Annotated in this window: 15 protein-coding genes; 9 read left to right on the forward strand and 6 right to left on the reverse strand. The window is 60.4% G+C overall.

Going from position 1 to position 16,718, the window contains the following annotated elements; genetic code table 11:
- Positions 1–43: 43 nt before the first annotated feature.
- The 3 genes from PSH79_RS15805 to PSH79_RS15815 form a co-directional block, all read right to left on the reverse strand.
- On the reverse strand, positions 44–1,624 hold the full coding sequence (locus PSH79_RS15805; protein ID WP_305438309.1) for an aldehyde dehydrogenase (NADP(+)): 1,581 nt from the start codon (positions 1,622–1,624) through the stop codon (positions 44–46).
- A 9-nt stretch (positions 1,625–1,633) separates the two neighbouring features.
- Positions 1,634–2,626, reverse strand: coding sequence for an AraD1 family protein (gene araD1, locus PSH79_RS15810; protein ID WP_305438310.1), 993 nt, complete (start codon positions 2,624–2,626; stop codon positions 1,634–1,636).
- Positions 2,627–2,760: 134 nt separating this feature from the next.
- The gene (locus PSH79_RS15815) at positions 2,761–4,083 is read right to left on the reverse strand and encodes an MFS transporter (protein ID WP_305438311.1); all 1,323 of its coding nucleotides are present in this window, start codon (positions 4,081–4,083) and stop codon (positions 2,761–2,763) included.
- Between the two features lie 194 nt (positions 4,084–4,277).
- Here PSH79_RS15815 and PSH79_RS15820 point away from each other — a divergent pair, with 194 nt between their 5' ends.
- Together PSH79_RS15820 and PSH79_RS15825 are read left to right on the forward strand one after the other, a co-directional pair.
- Positions 4,278–6,014 carry an IlvD/Edd family dehydratase gene (locus PSH79_RS15820; protein ID WP_123533523.1) on the forward strand — a complete coding sequence of 579 codons (1,737 nt, stop codon included), beginning with the start codon at positions 4,278–4,280 and terminating at the stop codon, positions 6,012–6,014.
- A 186-nt stretch (positions 6,015–6,200) separates the two neighbouring features.
- Positions 6,201–6,920 (forward strand): FadR/GntR family transcriptional regulator, encoded by a 720-nt coding sequence (locus tag PSH79_RS15825; RefSeq protein ID WP_016984384.1) that lies wholly within the window; start codon positions 6,201–6,203, stop codon positions 6,918–6,920.
- A gap of 121 nt (positions 6,921–7,041) precedes the next feature.
- On the opposite strand, the gene PSH79_RS15830 is transcribed toward PSH79_RS15825, so the two are convergent.
- Both PSH79_RS15830 and PSH79_RS15835 read right to left on the reverse strand, forming a co-directional pair.
- On the reverse strand, positions 7,042–9,426 hold the full coding sequence (locus PSH79_RS15830) for an RND family transporter (RefSeq protein ID WP_305438313.1): 2,385 nt from the start codon (positions 9,424–9,426) through the stop codon (positions 7,042–7,044).
- Positions 9,423–10,466 (reverse strand): YCF48-related protein, encoded by a 1,044-nt coding sequence (locus PSH79_RS15835; RefSeq protein WP_305438315.1) that lies wholly within the window; start codon positions 10,464–10,466, stop codon positions 9,423–9,425. Before PSH79_RS15835 ends, PSH79_RS15830 begins: the two co-directional genes overlap by 4 nt.
- Positions 10,467–10,928: 462 nt before the next feature.
- Between PSH79_RS15835 and PSH79_RS15840 the strand changes: the two genes are divergently transcribed.
- From PSH79_RS15840 to PSH79_RS15870, 7 genes are all read left to right on the forward strand, one after another.
- Positions 10,929–11,519, forward strand: coding sequence for an amino acid synthesis family protein (locus tag PSH79_RS15840; protein WP_095136389.1), 591 nt, complete (start codon positions 10,929–10,931; stop codon positions 11,517–11,519).
- Between the two features lie 31 nt (positions 11,520–11,550).
- The gene (locus PSH79_RS15845; RefSeq protein WP_305438317.1) at positions 11,551–12,384 is read left to right on the forward strand and encodes an alpha/beta fold hydrolase; all 834 of its coding nucleotides are present in this window, start codon (positions 11,551–11,553) and stop codon (positions 12,382–12,384) included.
- Entirely contained in the window at positions 12,381–13,862 is a 1,482-nt protein-coding gene (locus tag PSH79_RS15850) for an aldehyde dehydrogenase (protein WP_305438319.1), read from the forward strand. The genes PSH79_RS15845 and PSH79_RS15850 overlap by 4 nt, the downstream gene beginning before the upstream one ends.
- Before the next feature lie 12 nt (positions 13,863–13,874).
- Positions 13,875–14,360, forward strand: a complete 486-nt coding sequence (locus tag PSH79_RS15855; protein ID WP_305438321.1) for a flavin reductase family protein — start codon at positions 13,875–13,877, stop codon at positions 14,358–14,360.
- 131 nt (positions 14,361–14,491) lie between these two features.
- Entirely contained in the window at positions 14,492–14,881 is a 390-nt protein-coding gene (locus tag PSH79_RS15860; protein WP_095125671.1) for a carboxymuconolactone decarboxylase family protein, read from the forward strand.
- A gap of 58 nt (positions 14,882–14,939) precedes the next feature.
- A complete protein-coding gene (locus PSH79_RS15865) occupies positions 14,940–15,692 on the forward strand; it encodes a GntR family transcriptional regulator (RefSeq protein ID WP_187678628.1) in 753 nt (250 codons plus the stop codon).
- Between the two features lies 1 nt (position 15,693).
- Entirely contained in the window at positions 15,694–16,257 is a 564-nt protein-coding gene (locus PSH79_RS15870) for an NUDIX hydrolase (RefSeq protein ID WP_305438325.1), read from the forward strand.
- 150 nt (positions 16,258–16,407) lie between these two features.
- On the opposite strand, the gene PSH79_RS15875 is transcribed toward PSH79_RS15870, so the two are convergent.
- A complete protein-coding gene (locus tag PSH79_RS15875; RefSeq protein ID WP_305438326.1) occupies positions 16,408–16,701 on the reverse strand; it encodes a DUF1330 domain-containing protein in 294 nt (97 codons plus the stop codon).
- Positions 16,702–16,718 lie beyond the last annotated feature (17 nt).

The following is a 16,718-nucleotide window of genomic DNA, read 5'->3' on the forward strand; positions in this document are numbered from 1 at the left end:
ATTCGCGAGCAGGCTCGCTCCCACATGGATTATTGGCTGTCAGTTACAACGCGTCTCGCGATGGCTTGCCGTCCACGAGGCGCTGGATGCGCAGCGGGTTGGCGTTTTTCAGCGGCTCGGGCAGCAGACTGTCCGGGTAGTTCTGGAAACACACCGGGCGCAGGAACCGGTCGATGGCCAGCGTGCCAACGGAGGTGCCGCGCGCATCGGACGTCGCTGGATATGGCCCGCCATGCACCATCGAATCACACACTTCGACGCCGGTCGGATAACCGTTTAGCAGGATCCGCCCGACCTTCTGTTCCAGCAGCGGTGTCAGTTCCGCGAACTGCTCGAAGTCCGCCGGCTCGCCGATGATCGTCGCGGTGAGTTGCCCATGCAGGCCGTGCAACGCGGCGCTGAGTTGCGCCTGATCAGCGACCTCGACAATCACGGTGGTCGGGCCGAACACTTCTTCCTGCAGCACTTCATCGCCATTGATCAACAGGCTGACATCGGCCTTGAACAACTGCGGCTGCGCCTGATTGCCCTGCTGGGGATGACCGGCCAGATGCTCGATGCCGGAATGTGCCAGGAGTTTCTGCAAGCCTTTGCCGTAGCTGCCGAGGGTGCCGGCGTTGAGCATGGTTTGCGCCGGTTGATCGCCGATCAGCCCGGCGACTTGCTCCACGAAGGCAGTGAATTGTGGCGAGCGGATGCCGATGACCAACCCCGGATTGGTACAGAACTGACCGCAACCCTGCACCACCGACGCGGTGAGGTCGCGGGCCACGCTTTCCGAACGTGTTGCCAGCGCCTGGGGCAAGACGATCACCGGATTGATGCTCGACATCTCGGCAAACACTGGAATCGGTTGCGCACGCGCGGCGGCCATGTCGCACAGGGCGCGGCCGCCCTTGAGCGAGCCGGTGAAACCCACCGCCTGAATCGCCGGGTGCTTGACCAGCCACTCGCCGACGCCACCGCCGTAGACCATGTTGAAGACACCGGCCGGCATCGAGGTTTTTTCCGCCGCGCGAATCAGCGCATCGGCGACCAGCTCAGCTGTGGCCATGTGACCGCTGTGGGCCTTGAACACCACCGGGCAACCGGCGGCCAGCGCCGAAGCGGTGTCGCCGCCAGCGGTGGAGAACGCCAGTGGGAAGTTGCTCGCACCAAACACGGCAACCGGGCCGAGACCGATACGGTACTGACGCAGATCCGGACGCGGCAATGGCTGACGATCCGGCAGCGGCAGATCGATCCGCGCCCCATAGAAATCGCCACGGCGCAGCACTTTGGCGAACAGGCGCATCTGGCCGCTGGTGCGACCGCGCTCGCCCTGAATACGACCGGCCGGCAACGCAGTTTCGCGGCAGACCACGGCGACGAAATCATCACCGAGCGCGTCCAGCTCATCGGCAATTGCATCAAGGAACTGAGCGCGACGCTCGGCACTGAGGCTGCGATAGGCGGGATACGCGGCAGCGGCGGCTTTGGCGGCGGCGTCGACTTCCTGCTCGGTAGCCTGAATGAAATCGTGGGGCAGTTGCTCCCCCGTCGAGGCGTCAACACTTTGCAGTTTGACGTTGCCGGCAGCGCTGCGCTGACCGCCGATGTAGTTGTGACCGAGAATCTGAGTCATGGGATCTCCTTAAAGGGTGCCGATGCTGCCCGGTTCGAAAGCCGCTTCGACCGGGGCAATGCCGTTGACCAGTGGTGCGCCGAATTCAGCCTGACTGATTTCGAACACATCGCCCGGTTGAGTGCGGATGCCATCGGCGAACGACAGCGTCGCAGTGCCGAAGAAATGAATGTGCACATCGCCGGGGCGCAAAAACTGGCTGTACTTGAAGTGGTGGTATTCGAGGTTGGCCAGGCTGTGGCACATGTTGGCCTCGCCGCTGAGGAACTCGTTCTGCCACAACACTTCACCGTCGCGCAGGATGCGACTGGTGCCTGCAAGGTGTTGGGGTAGCTCACCGACGCGAAGTTCCGGACCATAACTGCAACTGCGCAATTTCGAGTGGGCCAGGTACAGGTAATTCTTGCGTTCCATGACGTGGTCGGAGAACTCGTTGCCGACCGCGAAGCCCAGGCGATAAGGCTTGCCGTCGTGACCGATGATGTACAGGCCGGCCATCTCAGGCTCTTCGCCAGCATCTTCAGCAAATGGCGGCAGCGGGAACGCTTGGCCGGGACGCACGACGATGCTGCCGTCGCCCTTGTAGAACCACTCGGGCTGAACACCGGCCTGCCCTGTTGCTGGTTTACCGCCCTCCACGCCCCATTTGAAGATGCGCATGGTGTCGGTCATCGCCGCTTCGTCGCCGGCCTGCTGGTGCATTTTGTCCCGCGCCGAGGCGCTGCCCAGATGGGTCAGGCCGGTGCCGCTGACCAACAGGTGCGCCGGGTCCGGATGATCCAGTGGCGGCAGGATGCGCAGGTCTTTGAGCAACTGCGCATAGTCGTGGCTGATGCCCAGACCGAGGGTTTGTACTTGCTGCTCCAAGGTGCAGCCGGCTTCGATGGCGGCCAGCGCCAGATCGCGCGTGGTGCGGGCTTCTTGCACCTCGCGCACCAGACCATTTTCGACCACGCCGACGCGGCGTTCGCCATTGCTTAATTCGAATTGCACCAGATGCATGTTTTTCTCCTATTACTTCAAAAACACCGCAGATCCCTGTGGGAGCTGGCTTGCCAGCGATAGCAATCTGTCAGACACATCCATGTCGGATGTGCCGCCGCCATCGCTGGCAAGCCAGCTCCCACAGGGGCGTGTCAGGTTCGGGTGGCGCCGCGGGCGCTGGCGGCGAACTGGTCGGTCGGCAGCACGTGTTTGCGTTCCAGTACGCGGTAGACGACACCGGTGAGGATCAGGCCGAAGACCATCACGCCCGACAGGAAATACAACCCCGACGCCAGGTTCCCGGTGTACTCCTTCAGCGCGCCAATCACGAACGGCCCGATGTAACCACCGAGGTTGCCCACCGAGTTGATCAAGGCGATTCCCGCCGCCGCACTCGCGCCGGCAAAGAACCGCCCGGGCAACGTCCAGAACACCGCCGTGCAAGAGAACAGCGCAAACGCCACCAGACACAACGCCGCCAGTTGCGCTACCGGCAACGACAGCCAGGCACTCAGGAACAAGCCAATCGCGCCCAACACATAAAGCACCGCCAGATGGCCGTAGCGATCATTCAAACGGTCGGAACTGCGCGGCACGATCAGCAAGCCGATGATCCCGAAGATGTACGGCACCGACGACACGAAACCGGTCACCAGATCACTGCCGCCAAACTGTTTGATCAGGGTCGGTAGCCACAAGCCCAAGCCATAAATGCTCAGAGTCACCGGCAGATAAAACAGCGCCAGCAACAACACGCGCTTGTCTTTAAGCGCATGCAGCGGATTGCCGTGACGGGTCTGGCCGTATTCCTGCAGATCCTTTTTCAGCTCGCCGGTCAGCCAGTCCTTTTCGGCCTGATCCATCCATTTCACTTGTTGCGGGCCATCCGGCAGCCAGCGCAATACCGGCCAGGTCAGCAGGATCGCCGGGGTGCCGATGACGATGAACAGCCACTGCCAGCCGTGCAGACCAAGAACGCCGTCCATGCCGAGCAAACCGCCGGACACCGGGCCGGTGATCATCATCGCGATGGGTTGGGAGAGGATGAACAGGCCAAGAATCTTGCCGCGATGGCGCACCGGGAACCATTGGGTGATGTAGTACAGAACACCGGGAAAGAACCCCGCCTCTGCCGCGCCGAGCAGAAAACGCATCACGTAGAAACTGTGCGGGCCTTGCACGAACGCCATGCCGATGGTGATCGCGCCCCAGGTGATCATGATTCGTGCAAACCAACGTCGGGCGCCGAAGCGTTCGAGCATCAGGTTGCTGGGGATTTCGAGAAGGAAATAGCCGATGAAGAACAGCCCGGCGCCCAAGCCATAAGCCGCATCACCGATACCGATGTCGGCACCCATGTGTAATTTGGCGAAGCCGACGGCGGAGCGATCCACATAGGCGATCAGGTACAGCAGGATCAGGAAGGGAATCAGTTTCAGTGTGATGCGACGAATAAGCCGCAATTCCTGGCTCATGGGATCGGTCTCCGATTGTTGTTTTTATAGAACCTCGGGGGACGCCTCTCGCGGAAAACCGCCAGGGCCATCCCTCCGTCGAAAACGACTATATAGTAATACTATTTACCCAACAACCACTTCCAAAGCGGCAAATTTGCGCTTATGTTAAGCCTCAGCTCGAACACTATAGTCATACAATAAGAGAATCGATCATGTCTGAGAAGAAACCCACCCTGCGCTCGGCCCAATGGTTTGGCACTGCCGACAAGAACGGCTTCATGTACCGCAGCTGGATGAAGAATCAGGGCATCGCCGACCACCAGTTTCATGGCAAGCCGATCATCGGCATCTGCAATACCTGGTCGGAACTGACCCCGTGCAACGCGCATTTCCGCCAGATTGCGGAGCACGTCAAACGCGGGGTGATCGAGGCCGGTGGCTTCCCGGTGGAATTCCCGGTGTTCTCCAACGGAGAATCGAACCTGCGCCCGACCGCCATGCTCACCCGTAACCTGGCGAGCATGGACGTTGAAGAGGCGATTCGCGGCAACCCGATTGACGGCGTGGTGCTGCTGACCGGTTGTGACAAAACCACCCCGGCGCTGTTGATGGGCGCGGCCAGTTGCGACGTGCCAGCGATCGTCGTCACCGGCGGGCCGATGCTCAACGGTAAGCACAAGGGCAAGGACATCGGTTCCGGCACCGTGGTCTGGCAGCTCAGCGAGCAGGTCAAGGCCGGCACCATCACCATCGATGATTTCTTGGCAGCCGAGGGCGGCATGTCGCGTTCGGCGGGCACCTGCAACACCATGGGCACCGCGTCGACCATGGCCTGCATGGCGGAAGCACTCGGTACTTCCCTGCCCCATAACGCAGCCATTCCGGCGGTGGATGCGCGGCGTTACGTGCTGGCGCACATGTCTGGCATGCGTGCGGTGGAGATGGTTCGTGAGGACTTGAAACTGTCGAAGATCCTGACGAAGGAAGCCTTCGAAAACGCCATTCGCGTCAACGCGGCCATCGGCGGTTCGACCAACGCGGTGATTCACTTGAAGGCCATTGCCGGTCGCATCGGCGTCGAGCTGGATCTGGATGACTGGACGCGCATCGGTCGCGGCATGCCGACCATTGTCGACCTGCAACCGTCCGGACGTTTCCTGATGGAAGAGTTCTACTACGCCGGTGGATTGCCAGCGGTGCTGCGCCGCCTCGGTGAGGCCAATCTGATTCCGAACCCGAATGCACTGACGGTCAACGGCAAGTCCATCGGCGAGAACACCAAGGACGCACCGATCTACGGTGAAGACGAGGTGATCCGCACCCTCGACAATCCGATTCGCGCCGACGGCGGCATCTGTGTGTTGCGCGGCAATCTGGCGCCGCTCGGTGCGGTGCTCAAACCGTCTGCTGCCACGCCCGAGCTGATGCAGCATCGCGGTCGTGCCGTGGTGTTCGAGAACTTCGACATGTACAAGGCGCGGATCAACGACCCGGAACTGGATGTCGATAAGGATTCGATTCTAGTGATGAAGAACTGCGGGCCGAAGGGTTATCCGGGCATGGCCGAGGTCGGCAACATGGGCTTGCCGGCCAAGCTGTTGGCCCAGGGCGTAACGGATATGGTGCGCATCTCTGACGCAAGGATGAGCGGCACCGCTTACGGCACCGTGGTGTTGCACGTCGCACCGGAAGCAGCGGCCGGGGGGCCTTTGGCGACCGTGAAGGAAGGCGACTGGATCGAACTCGATTGCGCCACTGGCCGGTTGCACCTGGATATTCCGGATGCTGAGCTGGCGGCGCGCATGGCTGACCTGCAACCGCCGCAGCAGTTGCTGGTGGGTGGGTATCGTCAGTTGTACATCGACCATGTGTTGCAGGCGGATCAGGGGTGTGACTTTGACTTCCTGGTTGGTTGCCGAGGCGCTGAAGTCCCGCGCCACTCCCATTAACAGCCCAATTCCCCTGTGGGAGCGAGCCTGCTCGCGAAGAGGGAGTGTCAGTCGACATCTATTTGACTGATAGACCGCCTTCGCGAGCAGGCTCGCTCCCACATTTGGTTTTGTGTCTGCCTCAAGATTGTCTGGTGCCTGCTATGATGCGCGGCATCTCCATCGCTCAGGATCGCGCCGCTCCCCATGGATTACCGCAAACCTTCCGACCGCAAAAGCATGCACTCGCGCATCGTCCAGGAACTGGGCATGCAGATCGTCTCCGGACGCTTCAAGCCCGACGACAAACTGCCCGCCGAAGCCTTGCTCTGCGAGGAGTACGCGGTCAGCCGGCCGGTATTGCGCGAAGCCACGCGGGTGCTGGTGGCCAAGGGTCTGGTTTACTCCAAGCCACGGGTCGGCACGGTGGTCAAGGCGCGTCGCGAATGGCACATGCTCGACCCGGACGTGCTGCACTGGCTGATGCAAAGCAGCCCGCAGAATGAATTCTTCAATGTGCTGACCAGCGTGCGCAGCATCATCGAACCGGCCGCCGCCGCCCTCGCCGCTCAGCATGCGACTGATGCCGACATTGCCGCCATCGGTGAGGCGTATCAGCGCATGGAAGCCGCCCCGACGCCGGAGGCCCTGCTGCAACCGGATCTGGATTTTCACAGCCGCATCGCCGATGCGACCCACAACGACTTGCTGGCGAATCTGTGCAACATGCTCTCGGTGGCGATTGCCGAGGCGTTGAAGCATTCGAACCAGCGGCCGAATCTGCATGAACTGGCGTTGCCTCGGCACAAGGCGATTCTTACCGCCATCGAAAACCGTGATGCCCTTGGCGCCCGCCATGCGACGCTGGTGCAGCTGGATGATGCGCGCAGTGCGCTCAGCGTTGTGCTTGGCACTGAACTCTCCTGACACCCCCAAATCCCCATGTAGGAGTGAACCTGCTCACTCCTACAAGGGGATTGTGTGAAATTCGCGGGGTAAAAAAAGCCGCAACCCTAAGGTTGCGGCTTTTTCGTTTCAGGCTCGCAGGTCAGTGAGCAAACAGCGAATTGCCCTTCTGCCCCGCCAGCTTCTCAGGTTTGATCAGGAACTTGGCCAGTGCCGGCAGCAGCCACAACGCACCGAACATGTTCCACAGCAGCATGAAGGTCAGCATCAGGCCCATGTCGGCCTGGAACTTGATCGCCGAGAAGATCCAGGTGCACACACCGATCGCCAGGCACAGACCGGTGAACAGCACCGCCTTACCGGTGGATTTCAGGGTCTGGTAATAGGCTTCCTGCAACGGCAGGCCGGCACGCAGGAAACTTTCCAGGCGGCTGTAGATGTAGATGCCGTAGTCCACGCCAATCCCCACGCCCAGCGCCACCACTGGCAGGGTCGCGACTTTGACGCCGATGCCCATGAATGCCATCAGCGCGTTGCCCAGTACCGAGGTCAGCACCAGCGGCAGGACGATGCACAAAGTCGCGGCCCAGGAACGGAAGGTGATCATGCACATCACCGCCACGCAGATGTACACCAGGGTCAGGATGGTCAGTTCGGCCTGTTTGATGACTTCGTTGGTGGCCGCTTCGATCCCGGCGTTACCGGCAGCAAGGATGAATTCCAGACCGTCCTTGTTGTTGTCCTTGGCGAATTCCTGCACCGCCTGCACCGCACGATCAAGGGTTTCCGCCTTGTGATCGTTGAGGAACACCAGCACCGGCGCCAATGAGCAGCTGTTGTTGTACAGACCGTCGGCGCGGGCAATCGAGTTGTTCAGCACGTCCGGGTTGCGCGACAGGGTTTCCCATTTCAGGTTGCCCTCGTTCATGCCCTTGATCATTTGTTTGGACACGGTCACCAGCGAGATCGCCGACTGCACGCCCTCGGTGTTCTGCATCTTCCACATCAGCTCATCGATCGGCGCCATGGCCTCAAAGCGCGAGCAGCCTTCAGCCTTGGTCTTGACCATCACCACCAGCACGTCGGAACTGGTCGAGTAGTTGCTGATGATGAAGTTGTTGTCCTTGTTGTAGCGCGAGTCCGGACGCAACTCCGGCGCGCCCTGGTCGAGGTCGCCGATTTTCAGGTTCTGGCTGTACCAGAGGCCGCCGCCGAAGGCGATCAGCGCCAGAGCCACAGAGATGGGGGCAACTTTCGGGCTGGCGAAGTTCGACAGCAGACGCCAGAACGGGTGTTCGCGGTTCGCATCTTTCTTGCTCTTGGCAATCGCACGCTTGCTGATGCCGACATAGGAAATCGCCACCGGCAGCAGGATCAGGTTGGTGAACACAATCACCGCCACGCCGATGGACGCGCCGATGGCCAGTTCACGGATCACACCGATGTCGATGATCAGCAGCGTAATGAACCCGACCGCATCCGCCAGAATCGCGATCATCCCCGGCAGGAACAACTGCCGGAACGTGCGCCGCGCGGCAGTCAGGGCGTTGTCCGCCTCACTGGATTGCAGGGCGATCCCGTTGATCTTCTGCACGCCGTGGGAAATGCCAATGGCGAAGATCAGGAACGGCACCAGCATCGAATACGGATCGAGGCCAAAACCGAAAAAGTGCATCAATCCCAGTTGCCAGACCACCGCCACCAGCGTCGTGCTCAACACCGCGATGGTGCTGCGCACGCAGTTGGTGAACCACAGCAGCAAAATCAGGGTGATGACAAAGGCAATGCCGAAGAACAACACCACCATCACCAGGCCGTCGATCAGGTCGCCGACTTTCTTGGCGAAACCGACGATGTGGATCTTGACGTTGGGGTTCTGCGCTTCGAACTTGTTGCGGATCTTGTCTTCGAGCTCATGGGAGAACTTGCGATAGTCCAGCGCCAGCAACTTGCCCTGATCCTGCGGGTCCGGGTAGGACTCCAGCAGCGGGATATCGACAATGCTCGACTTGAAGTCGTTGGCCACCAGACGCCCGACCTGACCGGACTTGAGCACATTGTTGCGCAGCAGATCGAGGCTGTCCTGCGAGCCGTTGTAGCTCTGCGGGATCACTTCGCCGCCGGCGAAACCCTCTTCGGTCACTTCGGTCCAGCGCACGCTCGGACTCCACAGTGACTTCAGACCGGAGCGGTCAACACCGGAGATGTAGAACACCTCGTCGTTGATCTGACGAAGGGTCTCCATGTACTCCTTGGAGAAGATGTCGCCGTCGGTGGCTTCCACCGAAATGCGCACGGTGTTGCCCAGGTTCGCCAGATCGTTGCGGTGCTCCATCATCTTCTCGATGAACGGATGCTGCAGCGGGATCATTTTTTCGAAACTGGTGGACGGCCGGATCAGCGTGGCCTGCCAGAACAGGAAAATGCTGACCACCAGACAGATGAGGATCACGGCCGGGCGGTTGTTGAAAATCAGACGTTCGAGGAGCGTCGCTTTTTCCTGCTGAGGAGTAATCAAGGAAGTCATAGCCCCGCCTTCTTATTGTTGATCTCGGCGCCGTTTGGCTGGGTGGTGTGAACGCCACCCTGCCCGGTCAGAATCAGGTTGCCGTCGCCGGCAGCAGTGACCGACGACAGGGAAATGCGATCCGGGCGGTTGAACACGCTGAAGGTTTCGCCATTGTCGCTGCTGCTGATCACCGAGCCGCCGTTGCCGACGATGACGATGGAGCCGTCCTTGAGCAGCGTGGCACCGGACAAGCCGAACTCCAGCGAACCGCGTGCAGCCTTCAATTCAATCTGCTCCCAGTTGCTGCCGAAGTCAGTGGAGCGGTAGAGGTTGCCGCGCAAGCCGTAGGCCAGCAGCGTCTGCGGTTGCGCAGTGCCGATCACGCCGAACAGCGAGCCCTCGTACGGGCCTTCCAGTTTTTCCCAGGTCTGGCCCCAGTCGGCGGAGCGGAACATGCTGCCGGACTCACCGACGATGAACAGCCCGGCGTCCTTCACGGCGGCGATGGCGTTGAGGTGGAACTGGTCTTCGTTGTCGAGGCGGTCGCTGACGTCTTCCCAGTTCTTGCCGCCATCGGTGGTTTCCAGCAAAGCGCCGTAAGCGCCCACGGCGAGGCCGCTGTTGACGTCCTTGAACCAGACGTCGAGCAGCGGCGATTCGCGTTTGAGGTCTTCGAATTGTTTGGTCCAGGTCAGACCGCCGTCCTCGCTGGCGAGAATCTGCGCGTCATGGCCGACCGCCCAGCCGTGTTTGTCGTCGACGAAATACACAGCCGTCAGCAGTTGCCGGCTTGGCACCTTGGCTTGAGTCCAGGTCTTGCCCTGGTCATCGGAATAGAGAATGTGCCCACGATCCCCGACCGCCACCAGCCGTGCTCCGGCGTGGACGACATCGAGAATCAGGCTTTTCGCGGCTTTGGCGGATGCGCTGGCATAGACCACGTCGGCTGGCGCCTCGGCGGCAAATACAGGTGCCGATAACGTGGCCAAGCCCAGCAGAGAGAGTGCTGTGGCCAGCAACGCGGTGTTGCGTAACGCCGGCGGGCGGCAACGACTCATAGACCTTCCCCTATTTATTATTGTTAGGCCATTGGGCCTTCAAGGGCGCCGCAAGTGTGCTGCGCTGATGGCTGGTCAGAAGCATAGTCCTGAAACCCGCAATCCAGAGCCACTTCGGAAGCTGGCTCATCCTATCGGGCTTTGGAAACGTCTGACAATCGGCGCCACGTTATCTTTTGTTAACCGAAAGCCGCTCTCTATAACAGATGAATTCCCTTGTGGGAGCGAGCCTGCTCGCGAATGCGATGTACCAGTCACCCTGTTTATTGGCTGACCCACCGCTTTCGCGAGCAGGCTCGCTCCCACAGGGGTTAGGGGTGGTCTTGGTATTTGTGGTTGTCAGTGAATGCAGCGCCATTCGCCGGATGGATGCGGCAAATCTTGCGCGGGGGACTTGCACGATCGGTATTATGGTATACCATCATACGCACAGACACTCTCAATCCCCCAACGGAGCAGCTCATGAGTTTCGAAATTCGCAAGATCGTCAGCTATGTCGAAGAAACCTTCATCGAAGGCGGCAAAGTCACTGACAAGCCAGTGACCATGGTCGGTCTCGCTGTCGTGATGAAAAACCCTTGGGTGGGTAACGGCTTTGTCGAAGACCTGAAACCGCAGATCCGCGCCAACTGCTCCGACCTCGGCGCGATGATGGTCGAGCGTCTGGTCGGCATCATCGGCGGCGCGGAGAAGATCGAGGCTTACGGTAAAGCAGCCGTGGTCGGTGCTGACGGCGAAATCGAACACGCCTCCGCCGTGATCCACACCCTGCGCTTTGGCAACCACTACCGCGAAGCCGTCAAGGCCAAGAGCTACCTGAGCTTCACCAACAAGCGTGGCGGCCCGGGTACTTCGATTCAGATCCCGATGATGCACAAGGACGACGAAGGTTTGCGTTCGCACTACATCACCCTGGAAATGCAGATCGAAGATGCGCCGCGTGCCGACGAAATCGTCGTGGTGCTGGGCTGCGCCGACGGTGGCCGCCTGCACCCGCGCATCGGTAATCGCTACATCGATCTGGAAGAACTGGCCGCCGAAAAAGCCCAGTAATCACAATAAAAAGGCATTGCAGGAGCGCTCCATGATTCGGCTCACCGCTGAACTCACCCCGGCGGGCACCAGTTACCTGGCGACCGGCCAAGGCCAGCCCGTGGTTTTGATCCACGGCGTGGGCCTGAATAAAGAAATGTGGGGCGGCCAGATCGTTGGCCTGTCGACCCAATACAGAGTGATCGCCTACGACATGCTCGGCCACGGCGCCAGCCCGCGACCGGCCAGCGGCACCCACCTGCTCGGTTACGCCGATCAGTTGCTGGAGTTGCTCGATCACTTGAACCTGCCGCAGGCAGCGGTGATCGGCTTCTCCATGGGCGGGTTGGTGGCGCGCGCGTTTGCCCTGCATTACCCGCAGCGCCTGCAAAGCCTGGTGGTGCTCAACAGCGTGTTCAACCGCAGTGAAGAACAGCGAGCCGGGGTCATCGCGCGCACCGCTCAGGCTGCCGAACACGGACCGGATGCCAATGCCGAAGCGGCGCTGTCACGCTGGTTCAGCCGCGAATATCAGGCGGCCAACCCGGCGCAGATTGCCGCACTACGCCAGACCCTTGCGAACAACGACCCGCAGGGTTACCTGACCACTTATGAACTGTTCGCTACGCAAGACATGTACCGCGCCGACGACCTCGGCAATATTCAGGCGCCGACGCTGATTGCCACTGGTGAACTGGATCCGGGTTCAACCCCGGAAATGGCCGAGCAACTGGCCCGTCGCATCCCCGGTGCGAAGGTTGCCGTACTGCCCGAGCAACGGCATATGATGCCCGTAGAATCACCGCGTCTGGTCAACCAGACGTTGCTGGAATTTCTCGAATTCGCACACTCCCGACAAAACCATATAAAGGGGATCGTTGCATGACACTCGCACGCTTCCAGATGTGCATCGGCGGAGAATGGGTCGACGCCCTCTCCGGCAAGACTTTCGAAAGTCTTAATCCGGCCACTGCCCAGGCTTGGGCAGAACTACCCGACGCCGATGAGGCCGATGTCGAACGCGCCGTGCAGGTCGCCCAACAGGCCTTCGAAAGCCCGGCATGGCGCGGTTTGACCGCCACCGCACGCGGAAAACTGCTGCGTCGTCTCGGTGATTTGATTGCCGACAACAAAGAACAACTGGCGCAGTTGGAAAGCCGCGACAACGGCAAACTGATCCGCGAAACCCGTGGTCAGGTCAGCTATCTGCCGGAGTTCTTCCACTACACCGCCGGCCTTGCCGACAAGCTCGAAGGCGGCACCCTGCCGCTGGATAAGCCCGATCTGTTTGCCTACACCGTGCATGAAGCCATGGGTGTGGTCGCCGCGATCATTCCGTGGAACAGCCCGCTGTACCTGACCGCGATCAAACTGGCCCCGGCCCTCGCCGCCGGCAACACGATTGTGATCAAGCCGTCCGAGCACGCCTCGGCAACGATTCTGGAGCTGGCGCGCCTGGCCCTCGAAGCCGGGATTCCGCCGGGCGTGGTCAACGTCGTCACCGGGTATGGCCCGAGCACCGGCGCCGCCCTCACCCGCCATCCGCTGATCCGCAAGATCGCCTTCACCGGCGGCGCGGCCACGGCCCGCCATGTGGTGCGCAGCAGCGCCGAGAACTTCGCCAAGCTGTCGCTGGAACTGGGCGGCAAGTCGCCGAACATCATCTTCGCTGACGCCGACCTGGACAGCGCGATCAACGGTGCAATAGCCGGGATCTACGCCGCCTCAGGGCAAAGCTGTGTGTCCGGCTCACGGCTGTTAGTGCAGGACGAAATCTACGACGAATTCGTCAACCGACTGGTGGAACGCGCCAAACGCATCCGCATCGGCAACCCGCAGGAAGACAACAGCGAAATGGGCCCTATGGCGACCGCGCAGCAACTGGCGGTGGTTGAAGGACTGGTCGCCGATGCCATCGCCGAAGGTGCGCGTTTGCGCACGGGCGGCAAGCGTCCGGCGGATCTCGGCGACGGCTGGTTCTATGAGCCGACGCTGTTCGAGTGCGACCGCAATTCGATGAAGATCATGCAGGAAGAAGTCTTTGGCCCGGTGGCTTCGGTCATTCGCTTCAAAGATGAAGCCGAAGCACTGGCCATCGCCAACGACTCGCAGTTTGGCCTCGCCGCTGGCATCTGGACTCGCGACCTGGGCCGTGCCCATCGCCTCGCCCGCGATGTGCGTTCGGGGATTATCTGGGTCAACACTTACCGCGCGGTGTCGGCGATGGCACCGATTGGCGGCTTCAAGAACAGTGGCTATGGACGCGAAAGCGGCATCGACTCGGTGCTGGCCTACACCGAACTGAAAACGGTGTGGATCAACCTTTCTCAGGCGCCAATGCCTGATCCGTTTGTGATGCGCTAGGAGTCCAGCGAAATGATCGAACCCGGCATTTACAAAGACGTCATGAGCTCGTTCCCGTCCGGCGTCACGGTGGTCACCACCGTTGACCCCGATGGCGGCATCGTCGGCATCACCGCCAGCGCCTTCAGCGCGTTGTCGATTGATCCTGCCTTGGTGCTGTTCTGCCCTAACTACGCCTCCGACACCTACCCGGTGCTGCGCGACAGCAAGAAATTCGCGATCCACTTGCTGTCGGCTGACCAGACCGCCGAGGCCTATGCCTTCGCCGGAAAAGGCAAGGACAAGGCCAAGAACATCGAGTGGCATTTGAGCGAACTGGGTAACCCGATTCTGGCCAAGGCCACGGCAATTATCGAGTGCGAGTTGTGGCGGGAATACGATGGTGGTGATCACGCGATCATCGTCGGCGCGGTGAAAAACCTGATCCTGCCCGAGCAACCGGTGACGCCGATGATTTACCACAAAGGCAAGCTCGGCCCCCTGCCGACCCTGGCCTGACGGATTCACACAAATCCCTGTAGGAGCTGCCGAAGGCTGCGATCTTTTGACGTTGATTTTTAAGAGCAAGATCAAAAGATCGTAGCCTTCGGCAGCTCCTACACAAGGGATCTGTGGTGATTGGAGGATTTATGAACAACGAAAAGTACGAAAAAGGCCTGAAAATCCGCACTCAGGTGCTCGGCGAAGCCTACGTGCAGCGTTCAATAGACAACGCCGACGACTTCACCCGCCCGTTGCAGGAAATGGTCACCGAATACTGTTGGGGCCACGTCTGGGGTCGCGAAGGCTTGTCGCTCAAGGAGCGGAGCATGATCAACCTGGCGATGATCTCGGCGCTCAACCGCCCGCACGAACTCAAGCTGCATGTGCGGGGCGCCTTGCGTAACGGCCTGAGTCGTGAGCAAATACGCGAAATTCTGCTTCAGGTCGGCATTTATTGCGGCGTCCCGGCGGCCGTGGACAGTTTCCGGCTCGCCCGTGAAGCCTTCGCCGAAGCCGACGCCGAGGCCTCCAGTTAACCCCTCGGCTGTTTTGATGCCCGTCTGGCATGGACAGCCACAGTAAAGAGCGGACCCCATGAAACGCCAGCCACTCGACGACAGCTTCAAGGTCAATCGCAACCCCGTTACCCTGCGCGAAATCGTGCTGGATAAACTGCGTAGCGCGATCATGAATTTCCAGCTCATGCCAGGCGATCGTCTGGTCGAACGCGATCTCTGTGATCGCCTGGGCGTCAGCCGCACCTCGGTTCGCGAAGCCTTGCGTCACCTGGAATCCGAAGGTCTGGTCGAGTTCGCTGATGCCAAGGGTCCACGGGTGGCGATCATCACGCTCGCCGATGCTGTCGATATCTACGAATTGCGTTGCGTGCTCGAAGGCCTGATCGTTCAGCTGTTCACCCTGCGCGCCAAAGCCAAGGACATCAAAGCCCTGGAAAAAGCCCTCGATGAGAACCGCAAGGCGCTCAAGGACGGCGAGTTGCAACAGGTGATCGACTCGGTACAAGGCTTCTACGACGTCCTGCTCGAAGGTTCGGGCAACCATGTCGCGGCCACTCAGTTGCGTCAGTTGCAGGCACGCATCAGTTATCTGCGCGCGACCTCGGTATCCCAGCAAAACCGTCGCGGCGCGAGCAATCAGGAAATGGAAAAAATGGTCGCGGCGATCAAGAGCGGCGATGCGCTGGCGGCGCATCAGGCGTGCGTGGATCACGTGCGTGCTGCCGCGGCTGTCGCCCTCGACTACCTCAAGCGCAAACAGGAAGAAACAGGCGACGTGCCTGCGATCACCCTGCCCATCGCGCTGAAAGAACCCCGTATAGGTCACTGACATGTCCAGCCCGAGCTATTGCCCGAAATGCGGTGGCCCTGACCTCGGTCAGCAGGTGCCGCCGGGCGATACGCACGAGCGCCTGATGTGCCGCGGCTGCGGCTACATCCACTACGTCAATCCGAAGATCATTGCCGGCTGCATCATCGAGCAGGATGGCAAATACCTCCTGTGCCAACGGGCGATTCCACCGCGCCCGGGCACCTGGACGCTGCCAGCCGGCTTCATGGAAAGCGGCGAGACCACCGAGCAAGCGGCGCTGCGTGAAGTCTGGGAAGAAAGCGGCGTGCGTGCGGAAATCGTCTCGCCATATTCAATTTTCAGCGTGCCGAAGATCAGCGAGGTGTACATCATCTTCCGCGCCATCGCGCTGGAGATCACCGGGCAATATGGGCCTGAGACGCTGGACTACAAGTTTTTCGCGCCGGAAGACATCCCGTGGGAACAGATCTATTACCCGGCGATCCGGCAGATTCTCGAGCGTTATATCGAGGAGCGTCAGGCCGGGGTTTATGGGATCTACATGGGCAATGATGACAGTGGCAAGATCCACTTCATGCGCTGATTCCTTCCAATCCCCTAGAAACCCTGAAACGTCAAAACCCATGAAGGAGCTGCCGAAGGCTGCGATCCGGTGATCTTGATCTTAAAAACAGGATCAAAAGATCGCAGCCTTCGGCAGCTCCTACAGGGTTTCATGTGATCCATATGATCGTTATGGGGCAATGCCTTCAACGATGATGATTTCCGCCCTCGCCCATTCTTCGCGGTAACTTTTCGCTTCCTGATACGCCGCCGAGTGGTAGCACGCCACGGCTTTTTCGTAGCTCTCGAACTCGATCACCACGCTGCGCTGCGGCGTCTCGCGCCCTTCCATCGCTTCGCTGCGCCCGCCTCTTGCCAGGAACCTCGCGCCGAATTCAGCGAATGCCGCCGGCGCGCGCCGGGTGTATTGGCTGTAGTGATCGGCATCGGCTATATCCACATGAGCAATCCAGTACGCCTTCATAGTGACCTCTTTGTTTA

The organism is Pseudomonas sp. FP2196 (genome assembly GCF_030687715.1).
Lineage (GTDB): Bacteria > Pseudomonadota > Gammaproteobacteria > Pseudomonadales > Pseudomonadaceae > Aquipseudomonas.

Bases quoted from the DNA above. Each gene is read 5' to 3' on its own strand.
- PSH79_RS15805 (WP_305438309.1), bottom strand. From the start codon at position 1,624: ATGACTCAGATTCTCGGTCACAACTACATCGGCGGTCAGCGCAGCGCT.
- araD1 (WP_305438310.1), bottom strand. From the start codon at position 2,626: ATGCATCTGGTGCAATTCGAATTAAGCAATGGCGAACGCCGCGTCGGC.
- PSH79_RS15815 (WP_305438311.1), bottom strand. From the start codon at position 4,083: ATGAGCCAGGAATTGCGGCTTATTCGTCGCATCACACTGAAACTGATT.
- PSH79_RS15820 (WP_123533523.1), top strand. From the start codon at position 4,278: ATGTCTGAGAAGAAACCCACCCTGCGCTCGGCCCAATGGTTTGGCACT.
- PSH79_RS15825 (WP_016984384.1), top strand. From the start codon at position 6,201: ATGGATTACCGCAAACCTTCCGACCGCAAAAGCATGCACTCGCGCATC.
- PSH79_RS15830 (WP_305438313.1), bottom strand. From the start codon at position 9,426: ATGACTTCCTTGATTACTCCTCAGCAGGAAAAAGCGACGCTCCTCGAA.
- PSH79_RS15835 (WP_305438315.1), bottom strand. From the start codon at position 10,466: ATGAGTCGTTGCCGCCCGCCGGCGTTACGCAACACCGCGTTGCTGGCC.
- PSH79_RS15840 (WP_095136389.1), top strand. From the start codon at position 10,929: ATGAGTTTCGAAATTCGCAAGATCGTCAGCTATGTCGAAGAAACCTTC.
- PSH79_RS15845 (WP_305438317.1), top strand. From the start codon at position 11,551: ATGATTCGGCTCACCGCTGAACTCACCCCGGCGGGCACCAGTTACCTG.
- PSH79_RS15850 (WP_305438319.1), top strand. From the start codon at position 12,381: ATGACACTCGCACGCTTCCAGATGTGCATCGGCGGAGAATGGGTCGAC.
- PSH79_RS15855 (WP_305438321.1), top strand. From the start codon at position 13,875: ATGATCGAACCCGGCATTTACAAAGACGTCATGAGCTCGTTCCCGTCC.
- PSH79_RS15860 (WP_095125671.1), top strand. From the start codon at position 14,492: ATGAACAACGAAAAGTACGAAAAAGGCCTGAAAATCCGCACTCAGGTG.
- PSH79_RS15865 (WP_187678628.1), top strand. From the start codon at position 14,940: ATGAAACGCCAGCCACTCGACGACAGCTTCAAGGTCAATCGCAACCCC.
- PSH79_RS15870 (WP_305438325.1), top strand. From the start codon at position 15,694: ATGTCCAGCCCGAGCTATTGCCCGAAATGCGGTGGCCCTGACCTCGGT.
- PSH79_RS15875 (WP_305438326.1), bottom strand. From the start codon at position 16,701: ATGAAGGCGTACTGGATTGCTCATGTGGATATAGCCGATGCCGATCAC.